Genomic DNA, 12,006 nt, shown 5'->3' with positions numbered 1-12,006 from the left:
CCGGCCGAACCCGACCGCCGGTTGTCCCGATCCGGGCGAAGTGCCCGGTCAGGCGGGCGTGGTCGCCACGTGCGCGCGCACCCAGTCGACGATGTCGGTGGTCGGCGCGCCCGGCGTGAAGACCGCCGCGACGCCGATCCGCTCGAGCTCCGGGACGTCCTCCTCCGGGATGATCCCGCCGCCGAAGACCAGGATGTCCTCCGCCTCGCGCTCCTTGAGCAACTCGATGACCTTGGCGAACAGCGTCATGTGCGCGCCGGAGAGCACGGAGAGGCCGATCGCGTCGGCGTCCTCCTGGATGGCCGTCTCCACGATCTGGACCGGGGTCTGGTGCAATCCGGTGTAGACCACCTCGAAGCCCGCGTCGCGCAGCGCGCGGGCGACCACCTTGACGCCGCGATCGTGCCCGTCGAGACCGGGCTTGGCCACCACGATCCTGATCGGTCCGGGAACACCCATCACTGCCTCCATGTACATCGCGAAGCCCTCGCCCGGAGCGTAACCCCCGACCGGGGCGGGCCGCCCGGGGTGGTCCCCGCGACGATCACCCGCCGGGCGAAGTCCCTTTGGCAACAGAGACCCTGAATGACCGTCATGTCGATGAACCCACCGTTTCGTCCGCGTGTCGTCGGGGATACCCACCAGTAGGCGGTTCGCGACCGTCGGTGGGCGCCGCGCGACGCGCCACATCCGCCGGGCCCGTCCCGCGTCGCCCCTCGGAGGCCCGTCATGGCGCTCGCGTCCCCCGCTCCCGACCGCCCCGGCCCCGTGCTGCCGCCCGCCGCGATCCTGCGTGGCGCGGCGCGCGAGGTCGCGCTGATCGCCGGACACCTGGCCCGCTACCCCGGCGGCCTGCTGCCGATGCGCCCGACCGCCCGTCACGGGACCGGCACGCGGTCCGATCCCGCGCCGATCGAGGCCGGCGAGCGGCTCCCGGTGGTGCTCGTGCACGGGCTGGCCGACAACCGTTCGATCTTCGGCCCGCTGCGCCGGTCGCTGCTGCGCGCGGGCGCGGACGTACACGCGGTCAACCACAACCCGGTCGGCGGCGACGTGGCGGGCAAGGCGGCACTGCTGGGCCGGTACATCGAGCGGGTGTGCGCGCGGGACGGCGCGACCGGTGTGCATGTGATCGGCCACAGCCTCGGCGGCCTGATCGCCCGCTACCACGCCCAGTTGCTCGGCGGCGACGCACTGGTGCGCACCGTGGTGACCCTGGGCACCCCGCACGGCGGCACCCGAACCGCACGGTTGCTCAGCGCGCACCCGCTGGTCCGGGAACTGCTCCCGGCCGGAGCGCCGATCGCCGCGCTGGCGAGGCCGGCGCCCGGCTGCGCGACGCGTTTCGTGGCCTACCGGGGCGACCTGGACCCGTTCGTACTGCCGTTGTGGTCGGGCGCGATCGACCACCCGGACCTGGACGCGGTGAACGTCCTGGTTCCCGGCGCCGGGCATGTCACGCTGACCGTGCACGCGCCCGTATTGGCGGAGATCACCCGATTGCTCTGCACCGTGCGCCCGATCGGGCGCGACGCCGCGCCGACGGCCGCGCGACCGGCTTCGACACCGCCGGCCCTCGTCACCCGCTCGGCGGCCTGACCTGCGGTTCTCATCGCGAGGATTGTCCTGCGAACGTCAAGAGCACTACAGTCCGATTCCGACCAGCCCCCGAGACGAAGGCGACGTAGGTGACGGACGTTCGCTATCCGAGCGAGGATCAGCAGGGTCGCTACGTTCCGGACGCCGAGGGTGCGTACTCCCCCTACGGCCCGTCCGGCTCGTTCCAGGGCGGCTATGACCAGGGATACGGCCAGACCTCCGGGTACGACACGAACGTGTACTCGGCCGGTACGAACGGCGGTTACCCGGCGGTCGATTCCTCGGGCGGTTGGAGCGCGCAGGCTCCGTCGTACGACGGTTACGACGCGACGGCGACGTACGCCGGCACCAACCACGATCCCGCGGGCTACGCCACGCCCGGCTACGGCTCCTCGGCCTACGGCTCCTCGGGCTACGACGCGTCCGGGTACCAACCCGCCTACGACGCCTCGGGATACGCCTCGGTGCCGGGCTACGACGCGTACGGCCGGGCGATCCCGGGCGGGTCGTCGGACGGGTACGACAGCGGCGCGCACGCCGCCGTCTCGGGCGGCTACGACGCCGTGACCGGCTACGACGCCTCGGGCACGTACGGCTACGCGGCGGTCCCGGACAGCGGCGGGTACGCCGCCTACGGCGCGCAGACGCAGACCCGGGCCTGGGCGGTCACCGACACCGCGGTCCAGGACGCGCCGGCCGCGCCGTACGTCGACCCGTCCTGGGACAACGGCTCGAACACCGGTATGTGGTACGCCGCTTCGGACACCGCCGCGTGGGAGTCCGACACCTGGTTCTCCCCCGTCCCGGTGCGCGACGACGCCGACATGTGGTCCGGTGGCAACCGCTCGACGACGGACCTGTTCGACGACGGCACGACGCCCGCGCCGATCGAGCCCGCCTTCGATCCCGGTGACCACGGCGACAGCGTGCCGGCCCGCACCGACAACGAGGTCGAGCCGGACGACGACGCAACCGACGAGCCGGTCGAGCGGAGCCGGCGACAGGACCGGCCGGCCGCGGACACGCGGCCGAAGGAGAGCCCGGCCAAGGCCAAGGTCAAGCGCAAACGCGCGCTCCCGCTCACCGCCGGCGCGCCGCTCGCGGTGATGGGCGCGGCGGCGATGGCCGTCGCCGCGATCGGCGGCCTGCACACCGCGGGTGCCGAGACCAAGGACGCGGACCCGGTGGCGGGCGGCGAGGACCTGCCGCTGATGTCGCCGATGGACAAGCAGTTGGTGGATCTCCAGGTCGGCGCCGAGGACTTCGCCGAGCGTGCCAGCCGCGCGCAGACCCGGATCTCCCTCCAGGAGCGTCAGGACGAGACCAGGCGGGCCCAGGAAGAGGCTCAGCGGGCCCAGGAAGCCGAGCGCCAGCGCAAGGAGTCCCTGAGGCCCAAGTACTTCCTCCCGGTCACTCAGCGCGGCCTCAGCGCCTATTTCGGCTCCTCCGGCTCGCGCTGGGCGCACACCCACACCGGCATCGACTTCCCGGTGGACCTGGGCACCTCGGTGTTCGCGGTGATGGACGGCGTGGTGCGCACCGAGGTGAACTCGGCCTACGGCAACATGGTGATCCTGACCGCCAAGGACGGCACCGAGTTCTGGTACTGCCACCTGACCCGGGCCAAGATCCGCTCCGGCCCGGTCAAGGCGGGCGACGTGATCGCCTACAGCGGCGACACCGGCAACAGCACCGGCCCGCACCTGCACTTCGAGGTGCGCCCGGGCGGCGGCGCCCCGATCAACCCGCTCCCCTGGCTCCGCGCGAACGGCCTCGACCCGACCTGACGCGGGCCCGTCGGGCCCGCGTCGGCTCGCCGACCCCCGGTCCGGGTCCGGGCGATCTACCGTGGACGCATGACCACTTCCGAGCCGCAGTTCGCGGCCGAGACGGGAAAGCGCGGGGAGTTCGTCCGGCAGGCCAATCGGTTCACCGGACGTCCCGACCCGGAGGCCGGCCGATACCAGCTGGTCGTGTCGTTGGCGTGTCCCTGGGCGCACCGGGCGGTGATCGTGCGGCGGCTGCTCGGGTTGGAGGACGCGCTCGGGCTGTCCGTCGTGGACCCGATCCGGGACGAGACCGGCTGGCGGTTCACCAATCACCCCGACGGGCGCGATCCGGCCACCGGGCTGGCCTTCCTCGCCGACGCCTACCGGGCCAGTGACCCGACCTACGCCGGCCGGGTGACCGTGCCCGCGATCATCGACCTGCGGGCCGGGCACGTGGTCACCAACGACTATCCGCAGATCACCCTGGACCTCTCCACCCGCTGGACCGCGCTGCACCGCGCCGGCGCGCCGGACCTGTACCCGCAGCCGCTGCGCGCCGAGATCGACGCGATCAACGCGGACGTCTTCCGGGACGTCAACAACGGCGTGTACCGCTGCGGGTTCGCCACCACGCAGGAGGCCTACGAGGCCGCGTTCGACGCGCTGTTCGCCCGCCTGGACGCGCTGGAGGAGCGGCTGACCGGGCGGCGCTACCTGGTCGGCGACACGATCACCGAGGCGGACATCCGGCTGTTCACCACGCTGGTCCGCTTCGACGCGGTCTACCACGGCCACTTCAAGACCAACCTGCGCAAGCTGACCGAGTATCCGGTCCTGTGGGCCTACGCCCGCGACCTGTTCCAGACCGAGGGCTTCGGCGACACGGTCGACTTCGACCACATCAAGCGGCACTACTACGTCACCCACGACATGATCAACCCGACCGGCGTCGTGCCCAAGGGGCCGGACGCGGCGCTGTGGCTCACGCCGCACGGGCGCGGCTGAGCACGGACACGACGAGTGCGCGGGTGGGCCGTCGGCCCACCCGCGCACTCGTACCCGCCGGCGCCTACTTGGTCAGGTCCACCGTCGGCGGCTCCGGGTCGGGGCGGTCGTCCCCGGTGTCGTCCTCGCCCGGGGCGTCGCCCGCCGCCTCGGCTCCGTGCCCGTTCTCGGCCGCGTCGTCGGCGTACGGCTCGGCGACGTCCTCGCTCACATCGTGGATCGCGAGCGAAGCGGTCGACCCGGGCGAAACCGTCGGCTCGAGCGAAGCGGTCGACGCGAACGACGCGGTCGGCTCCGACGAGGCTCCCGGCTCGAACTGCTCGAATTGCTCGAATTGCTCGACCGACTCCGGCGAAGTCGTCGTGGAAGCCATCGGACGCATCGGCGCCGCCACCGGCTCCGGCCCGCCCTTGGGCAGCAGCGCCCACAGCGCCCCCGCCAGCCCGGCCAGCCCCACTCCGATCGCCGCGGTGGCCAGCACCCACTGCGGGCTCACCGACACGGCGCCGGTCGCCCGCAGCAGATAGGCGACCGCGATGCCGGTGAAGACCGCGCCCGCGATCAGGGCCATCGGGTCGAAGCGGTACCTGTTCAGCCTCATCGGAAATCGCCCTCCATCCGGGTCACGGTGCACTGTCGGGTCCTTCGGATGCCGATCGGGTCGACCGTCGGCGCGCTCATCGGGGCTCCCGGCCGTCGTCGCCGTTCAGCAGTTCGACCTCACCCAGGCCGACCTTGAGGTCGAGCGTGATCGTGCCGCGCCCCGGCCCCGCCTCCGGAGCCGTGGTCTCCGCGCGCCGCGGTCGGTAGCCCTCGTCCCGGCCCGCCGACGTGCGCACCTGGCCGACGTCGGCGCCGCCCCGGAAGACCACCGTGACGTCCTTGGGCACCCAGACCTGGATCTGCCCGACGCCGATCCGGGCCTTGACCGTCGCGCTGCCGCCGGCCCCGAGGTCGAGCCGACGCAGGTCGATGTCCATCGTGCCCATGCCCAGCTCGTACGAGGTCGGCAGCGCCGAGACCGAGGTGGGCGTGTAGGTGCGCTCACCCGACGGGCCGGTCAGCGGCACGGTGATCGTGGTGACCGCGGCGAGCAGCGCGGTGAGCACGACGGCGGGCACGATCAGCAGCCGGGCCCGGCCGAACCAGGAGCCCGCGAGCAGCCCCAGGCCGACGATGCCGAGCAGGATCGCGAGCGCGACGGTGGGCGTCACGTCCGCGGCCCCCGTGTGGTCCAGGTTCCACAGCAGACCGCCGGCGGCGGTGGCCGCGGACAGCGTGGCCAGCCGCAGCCACGAGCGCGGGCGCTTGGGGCGCACCGGCGCCGGCGCCGAGGCGGGCCGGTTCTCCTCCGCGGACCCCGAACCCGGCACCTGCCACCACATCGGCGGCCCGGGGACCGTCGCGCCGTCCGGCCGGGCGTCCACCTGGGTGGGAGCCGGCGCCATCGCCGCGACCCCGGCCGTGCGGACGGCGGCCTCGTGCTTCTTCTTCGTGTCGGACCACACCATGAACAACACCACGGCGGTGATCATCAGCAGCGGGATGGACGGACCGAAGCCCGAGTCCAGGTAGGTGAAGAACAAGGCGACCCCCATGACGGCGACCGCGGCGGCGGCCAACGCCCCGTAGTCGAACTTCCTGGACAGGATCCGCCGCAGCAGCGGCTGTTCCTCGCCCCGGGCCGGGATCAACAGCCAGCCCAGGCTGTACACCAGTACGCCCACCCCGCCGAAGAGCGACAGCACCGCGAACACGATGCGGAAGATCACGGGGTCGAGGCCGAAGTGCTCGCCGAGGCCGCCGCACACGCCCGAGACCATCCGGTCCTCGGTGCTGCGCAGGAGCTGGGGGCGAATCGTCGTCGTGGGCGCCGCGGACGACCCCGGAGGGCCGCCCGGGACGTCGCCGGCCCGGTCGCCGGCCGAGATACCGGGTTTCATGTCGTCGTTCATGGGTCCATCGTGGCGCTCCCGCCGCCCCGTTCCCATCGGGCTCCGCCCTGGCCCGCCCCTGGTTCGACCCTGAGGGCGAATCAGGGTCGGGCCCTGATGCGTCGGGGCTTGCCGGCGTGTGACGATCGGTCGTGTGACCGCCGTCTACCCCCCGCCCGCCGCGCCCGTCCGGCCCGCGCCGTCGACCCCCCGGCTCCGGCGCGCCGCCTCCCACCGGTTCGCCGGCGGCGTCGCGCGCGGTCTGTCCGAGCACCTCGGTGTCGAGGTGCTGCTGCTGCGGGTCGCCTTCGTCGCGCTCGCGTTCTTCGCGGGTCTGGGGATCGCGCTCTACGCGGCCTTTTGGATCTTCGTACCGCAGGGCGCGGGGACCACGGCCCCGCCGCCGCGCGAACGTGGTCGGGAGCGGCATCAGGCGCTCGCCCTGATCATCGTGTTGATCGCCGCCACCATGCTCACCGGCGTGGGCGCGACCACGAGCGGAAGCAAGGTCGGGGACTGGATCTGGCCGCTGCTGGTGGCCGGCCCCGGGGTGATCCTGCTGTGGCGCCAGGCGGACGAGTCGCAGCGCAACCGGTGGTTCTCGCTGGACGGGCGCAGCCGGGTGGCCGGCGCGCTGCGCACCTTCGTCGGCGCCACGCTGGTGCTGGCCGGTCTGGTGTTCTTCTCGTTCGGCCGGGGCGGCCTCGGCGACGCGCTGGCCGCGATGCGCGGGGCCGGGCTGCTCCTGGTCGGGCTGCTGGTCATCTTCGGCCCGTATCTGCTGCGGCAGACCCGCGAGCTGGGCGCCGAGCGCCGGGCCCGGATCCGGGCCCAGGAGCGCGCCGAGGTGGCCGCGCACGTGCACGACTCGGTGCTGCACACGCTGACGCTGATCCAGCGTCAGGTCGACGACCCGCGCGAGGTGGCCCGGCTCGCCCGCGCGCAGGAGCGCGAGCTGCGCGCGTGGTTGTACCGCCCCGACGGCGAGGAACCGGATCGCACCTTCGCCGCCGCGCTGCGCTCGACCGCGGCCGAGGTCGAGGACGCGCACGGCGTGTCGATCGAGGTGGTGTCCGTGGGCGACTGCCCGGTGGACGACAAGCTGGCCGCGCTGCTGGCCGCCGCGCGCGAGGCGATGGTCAACGCGGCGAAGTACGCGGGCGGCGCGGCGATCTCGGTGTTCGGCGAGGCCGACGAGGACATGGTCACCGTCTTCGTCCGGGACCGCGGACCCGGCTTCGACCCGGACGCGGTGCCCGCCGACCGGCTCGGTGTGCGAGAGTCCGTGCTGGGGCGCATGCGCCGCAACGGGGGCGCCGCGAACATCCGCAGCGAACCCGGCGAGGGCACCGAGGTCGAGCTGGAGATGCGCCGAGCCGAGGCCGGCCGGGCCGCTGTGGGAAGGACGAACACGTGAACGCCACCGAGACGAGCACCGAGCACCCGGAGGGAGCGCCCCGTACCCGGGTGGTCCTGGTCGACGACCACCGGATGTTCCGAACCGGCGTGCGCGCCGAGATCGGCGAGGCGGTCGAGGTGGTCGGCGAGGCCGACGACGTCGCGAGCGCGGTGGCCGTGGTCACCGAGACCCGTCCCGAGGTGGTCCTGCTCGACGTGCACCTGCCCGGCGGCGGTGGGGTCGAGGTGCTGCGCCAGTGCGCGTCGTTGATCCCGGCCGTGCGCTTTTTGGCGCTGTCCGTCTCGGACGCGGCCGAGGACGTGATCGGGGTGATCCGCGGTGGCGCCCGGGGCTATGTGACCAAGTCGATCACCGGCGACGAGCTGATCCGCGCGATCGGCCGGGTCGGCGAGGGCGACGCGGTGTTCTCGCCGCGTCTGGCGGGCTTCGTGCTGGACGCGTTCGCGGCCACCGACGTGCCGCCGATCGACGAGGACCTGGACCGGCTCACCCAGCGCGAGCGCGAGGTGCTGCGGCTGATCGCGCGCGGCTACGCGTACAAGGAGATCGCCCGGCGGCTGGTCATCTCGGTCAAGACGGTGGAGACCCATGTGTCCGCCGTGCTGCGCAAGTTGCAGCTTTCCAACCGGCACGAGCTGACCCGTTGGGCGACCGACCGCCGGCTGGTCTGACCGGACCGGCGGTACCCCGGCACACACGACGGCGCCCGCCCTCGGATTCGTTCCGAGGACGGGCGCCGTCGAGGTGTCGTCGGTGTCCGGTGGGCCTAGCCGGGTCGGATGGCCGCGAGGAACGGCATCGAGTCCAGCGGCGCCTTGGTCACGGTCTTGCCCGGACGCGGGGCGTGCACGATCTGGCCGTTGCCGATGTACATGCCCACGTGCCGGTTGTCCGAGTAGAAGAACACCAGGTCGCCCGGCTGGAGGGCGCTCTTGGCGATCTTGGGACCGTCGTTGATCTGGGTCCAGGTGGTGCGGGTGAGCGTCACGCCCGCGGCCTTCCAGGACGCCTGGGTCAGGCCGGAGCAGTCGTACGAGCCGGGGCCCTCGGCGCCGGAGACGTACGGCTTGCCGATCTGCGCCAACGCGAAGTTGATCGCGGCCTGGGCCCGGCCGGAGGCCGGGATGTTGGTCGCCGGCGCGGTGTCCTTCTCCTTGTCCCGCGAGCTGCGGTCGGGCGTACGCGAGGTGTCGCCCGCGTGCTCGTCCGAGTCGAGGACTTCCTTCTTCTGCTGCTCGGTGAGCGTGTTCAGCAGCCGCTGGGCCTCGGAGAGCTTGGCCTGGATGTCGGCCTTGTTCTTGTTCAGCTCGGTCCGCAGCTTCTCCAGTTCCGCGAGCTGCGAGGAGGCCTCGGTGCGGTCCTGCTGGAGAACTCGGGCCTGCGCCGCGATCTGCTTCAGCTTGGCGGCCTGCTGGCCGTCGAGCTGGGACATCATCTGCGACTTCTGCAGGTAACCCTCGGGGTCGCCGCTGAGCGCGAGCGAGAGCGACGGCGGCAGGCCGCCGCTGCGGTACTGGTTGGCCGCCAGGACACCGATCTGGTCGCGCAGGGCGTTCAGCGCGGTCTGTTCCTCGGTGATCCGAGCCTGCGTCTGGTTCGCGGTGCCCTGCTGCTTGGTGATCTGCTCCTCGACGCCGTTGGCGGCGTCGGTGGCCTTGATCACGTCGCTGTGCAGTTGGTTGACGCGTTCCTTGGTCTGCTGGAACGACTGCGCGGGATCCGCGCTCGCGGTGCCGGCGAAGGTCATCACGCCGGTCATCGTCGCGGCGGCCGTGACGACGGTCGCTGCGGTACGGACGGCGGTGCGCGGCTTGGGCTTGCGGTGCTGCCCGGGTCGACGTTGGGACGCCACTGGTGGCGGGTCTCCTTCCTCGGCCGCCTACCGGGTTAGCTGACGGGTTCGGGCGGAAGAAGGCGCCCTACGGTGCCGGAGCACCGATTCACCCCAGGGACTGCGAGGGTCCCCGGTTCCGGCTTCTCGCCGCGACGACTGCGGTCACCCACAGTCACCGAAACGCGTCCCCGAATTCGGCGGAGGCGATCGTGTCGACCGGGTGGCCGACGTCGAGCCGATCGCCTGTCGCAGAACACTAGTCACAGGCGTGTCACGACCATCACCATTGGCCTCTGCATTGCCAAAACTTTACCAAGGTCGCCGTTTCCTTCTCCCCGTATCACGGGAAAAGCGCCCGGATTCCCGAAAGTCGATCTTGAGCCGTTTGGCGCACATTACTCGCGTATGACCAACCGGAAGGTCCCTTATCGGCCGCCGGCTAAGCTGCGACCCGCAACGACGACGGCGTCCCGGGCGCCGCGCGAGGAGCCGACGAGGAGTTGTACGACGTGGACGTTCTGCGGCAGATCCTGCTGGTCCTGCACATCGTGGGCATCGCGTCCCTGCTCGGCGGCTTTCTCACCCAGATGTCCGGGCTGCGCACCGGCGACGTGCGGATCGTGCCCGCGATGACGCACGGTGCGCTGACCATGCTCGTCACCGGTCTGGCGCTGGTCGGGGTGGTCCAGGCGGGTCTGGACCAGGACGTGGACAACGCCAAGATCGGCACCAAGCTGGTGATCCTGCTGGCGATCCTGCTGCTGGTCTGGGGCAATCGCGCCGCGGACCGGGTCTCCCCGAAGGTCCTCGGCGCGATCGGCCTGCTGACCGTGGCGAACATCGCCATCGCCGTCATGTGGACCTGAGCCGGCGCGACGAACCCGCCGGCTCACCTCCCGGGCGTGTCCTCGATCCCTCGCCGAGCGCGCCAGGCCCTGTCCGGCGGATCCCGATGGGTCCGCCGGACAGGGTCTAGCGGCAATACCGGTGTTTTTAGGTCTTTCTGCGGCAGGTTGGGGTGGTGCGGGTCGGTCCGACGAGCGTGACGTCGGGTGGGTTCGGTGGGGGTGTGCTGCGGTGCTCGGTTCGCTTGAGCGCCCAGTTGGACATCTTGCGTTTGATGACGCGGGGGTTGGAGCGCAACCGCCTCGGCGGCAGGGGCCGTTCGTGGATCTCACACAGGGTGGCGAGGAGTGCGACGGCGAGTCGGGAGGGGGGAAAACGCCGCCTGGCCGGTGACGTGGCGGCGGACGACGCGCAGGGTTCGGATGAAGGACAGCCTGTCCGGGTCGCAGTCCACATCCCGAGCGGCGTGGTGCATCAGGTCGCGCAGGGCGTGATGGACCAGGAGAACACCGAGGATCTCCTGTTCGACACCCGCCGGGTGACGGGAACGCAACACGTGGCCGGGACCGCCCTGGTGGGTCTTGATCTCGTCGAGGGCGGTCTCGATCTCCCACCGCTCGTGATACAGCGCCGCCAACTCGGCGGCCGGAGCCGCCGAGGGATCGTGGACGGTGGTGATCAGCCGATACACGATCTCCTCCCCACCGCCCGGGCCCAGGGTGTACTCGACCACACGGACCCGGATCGGATCGACGCGCCGGCGGTCGTGACCGGCGAAGATCTCGGACAGGTAGGACCCGTCGGGCAGGGAGGTCAGGACCGGGAGCACGGCGTTGCCCTTGATCCGCCACAACAGGTCCGCGCCGGTCCCGGAGGCCGCCCGCCACAGTTCGAAGTCGTGGAAACCCCGGTCGGCCAACAGGAGCATCCCGGGCTCCAACGACGCGAACAACCGCCGGGCCGCGGTCGTTTCGCGCACGGCGAGCGGCGCGATGTCGGCCGCGAACACCACGTGGGTGCCGCACTCGACCAACACGGCCACCCTCGCCTGCGGATACGCGCTCCGACCCTGGCCCCGACTCGTACCCGGCCGACCGAAGAAACCCGCGTTCGCCTCGCTGTCGGGCAGGTCGAAGGTCGTGCCGTCCACCGCGACCAGACGGCGCCCGCGATACCACGCCCCGACCGTCCCCGGCACCGCCACCGGACGACACACCCGAGCGAACAACACCCTCAACGGCTCCGGCCCCAACCGCAGCCGCGCCCGCCCGATCGCCCCGGTCGTCGGAACCCGCCACGTCCCCACCCACCGACGCTCCCGCTCCAGACCCTGCGTGAGCAGACGCGCGACCTCCTCGTAGCCCTGACCCGAGAACAGACACATCGCCAGGACGAAGTAGACGACCACCCTCGCCGGCAACAACCGACGACGCTGCTCGACCCGCCCACACCCCGCGACCACCTCGTCGACCAACTCCGGCGGAAACGCACGCGTCAACACCCCCAACGCGATCCGATCCGAGAACCGCTCACCCGTCGACGACTTCACCTGCCCAGGCCTTGGCACAACCCATCCAACGAGCGAACCCCATCAAAGTC

11 protein-coding genes and 1 riboswitch are annotated in these 12,006 nt (G+C 71.8%); of the genes, 6 read left to right on the top strand and 5 right to left on the bottom strand.

Annotation, left to right across the window (positions count from 1 at the left end; all coding sequences use genetic code 11):
• Positions 1–48: 48 nt before the first annotated feature.
• Positions 49–459, bottom strand: a complete 411-nt coding sequence (locus OG948_RS22590) for a cobalamin B12-binding domain-containing protein (RefSeq protein WP_395869976.1) — start codon at positions 457–459, stop codon at positions 49–51.
• Between the two features lie 270 nt (positions 460–729).
• Here OG948_RS22590 and OG948_RS22585 point away from each other — a divergent pair, with 270 nt between their 5' ends.
• The 3 genes from OG948_RS22585 to OG948_RS22575 all read left to right on the top strand — a co-directional run bounded on the left by OG948_RS22585 (position 730) and on the right by OG948_RS22575 (position 4,373).
• Positions 730–1,599 carry a lipase family alpha/beta hydrolase gene (locus OG948_RS22585; RefSeq protein ID WP_406298235.1) on the top strand — a complete coding sequence of 290 codons (870 nt, stop codon included), beginning with the start codon at positions 730–732 and terminating at the stop codon, positions 1,597–1,599.
• An 89-nt stretch (positions 1,600–1,688) separates the two neighbouring features.
• On the top strand, positions 1,689–3,386 hold the full coding sequence (locus tag OG948_RS22580; RefSeq protein WP_406298234.1) for a peptidoglycan DD-metalloendopeptidase family protein: 1,698 nt from the start codon (positions 1,689–1,691) through the stop codon (positions 3,384–3,386).
• A gap of 69 nt (positions 3,387–3,455) precedes the next feature.
• Entirely contained in the window at positions 3,456–4,373 is a 918-nt protein-coding gene (locus OG948_RS22575; RefSeq protein ID WP_406298233.1) for a glutathione S-transferase family protein, read from the top strand.
• A gap of 64 nt (positions 4,374–4,437) precedes the next feature.
• On the opposite strand, the gene OG948_RS22570 is transcribed toward OG948_RS22575, so the two are convergent.
• Together OG948_RS22570 and OG948_RS22565 are read right to left on the bottom strand one after the other, a co-directional pair.
• On the bottom strand, positions 4,438–4,974 hold the full coding sequence (locus OG948_RS22570; RefSeq protein ID WP_406298232.1) for a hypothetical protein: 537 nt from the start codon (positions 4,972–4,974) through the stop codon (positions 4,438–4,440).
• 76 nt (positions 4,975–5,050) lie between these two features.
• Complete coding sequence (locus tag OG948_RS22565) at positions 5,051–6,328, bottom strand: PspC domain-containing protein (RefSeq protein WP_406298231.1); 1,278 nt, start codon at positions 6,326–6,328, stop codon at positions 5,051–5,053.
• 133 nt (positions 6,329–6,461) lie between these two features.
• Between OG948_RS22565 and OG948_RS22560 the strand changes: the two genes are divergently transcribed.
• Both OG948_RS22560 and OG948_RS22555 read left to right on the top strand, forming a co-directional pair.
• Positions 6,462–7,724 carry a PspC domain-containing protein gene (locus OG948_RS22560; RefSeq protein WP_406298230.1) on the top strand — a complete coding sequence of 421 codons (1,263 nt, stop codon included), beginning with the start codon at positions 6,462–6,464 and terminating at the stop codon, positions 7,722–7,724.
• Positions 7,721–8,398 carry a LuxR C-terminal-related transcriptional regulator gene (locus OG948_RS22555; RefSeq protein WP_406298229.1) on the top strand — a complete coding sequence of 226 codons (678 nt, stop codon included), beginning with the start codon at positions 7,721–7,723 and terminating at the stop codon, positions 8,396–8,398. Before OG948_RS22560 ends, OG948_RS22555 begins: the two co-directional genes overlap by 4 nt.
• Positions 8,399–8,493: 95 nt before the next feature.
• Here the strand turns inward: OG948_RS22555 and OG948_RS22550 are convergent, their stop codons facing one another.
• Positions 8,494–9,579 carry an NlpC/P60 family protein gene (locus OG948_RS22550; protein WP_406298228.1) on the bottom strand — a complete coding sequence of 362 codons (1,086 nt, stop codon included), beginning with the start codon at positions 9,577–9,579 and terminating at the stop codon, positions 8,494–8,496.
• Positions 9,580–9,588: 9 nt separating this feature from the next.
• A riboswitch (cyclic di-AMP (ydaO/yuaA leader) is annotated at positions 9,589–9,726 on the bottom strand.
• A gap of 344 nt (positions 9,727–10,070) precedes the next feature.
• Here OG948_RS22550 and OG948_RS22545 point away from each other — a divergent pair.
• The gene (locus OG948_RS22545; RefSeq protein ID WP_395869993.1) at positions 10,071–10,427 is read left to right on the top strand and encodes a hypothetical protein; all 357 of its coding nucleotides are present in this window, start codon (positions 10,071–10,073) and stop codon (positions 10,425–10,427) included.
• 308 nt (positions 10,428–10,735) lie between these two features.
• Here OG948_RS22545 and OG948_RS22540 read toward each other — a convergent pair whose 3' ends face one another.
• Positions 10,736–11,974, bottom strand: a complete 1,239-nt coding sequence (locus tag OG948_RS22540) for an IS4 family transposase (protein ID WP_406298148.1) — start codon at positions 11,972–11,974, stop codon at positions 10,736–10,738.
• Positions 11,975–12,006 lie beyond the last annotated feature (32 nt).

The sequence above is a fragment of the Embleya sp. NBC_00888 genome, assembly GCF_045207655.1.
Classification (GTDB): domain Bacteria; phylum Actinomycetota; class Actinomycetes; order Streptomycetales; family Streptomycetaceae; genus Embleya.
This window is presented reverse-complemented; position numbering and strand designations above follow the sequence as displayed.

What these genes read in the sequence shown, in the direction of transcription:
- OG948_RS22590 (WP_395869976.1), bottom strand. Translation starts at nt 459, where the DNA reads ATGGGTGTTCCCGGACCGATCAGGATCGTGGTGGCCAAGCCCGGTCTC.
- OG948_RS22585 (WP_406298235.1), top strand. Translation starts at nt 730, where the DNA reads ATGGCGCTCGCGTCCCCCGCTCCCGACCGCCCCGGCCCCGTGCTGCCG.
- OG948_RS22575 (WP_406298233.1), top strand. Translation starts at nt 3,456, where the DNA reads ATGACCACTTCCGAGCCGCAGTTCGCGGCCGAGACGGGAAAGCGCGGG.
- OG948_RS22570 (WP_406298232.1), bottom strand. Translation starts at nt 4,974, where the DNA reads ATGAGGCTGAACAGGTACCGCTTCGACCCGATGGCCCTGATCGCGGGC.
- OG948_RS22565 (WP_406298231.1), bottom strand. Translation starts at nt 6,328, where the DNA reads ATGAACGACGACATGAAACCCGGTATCTCGGCCGGCGACCGGGCCGGC.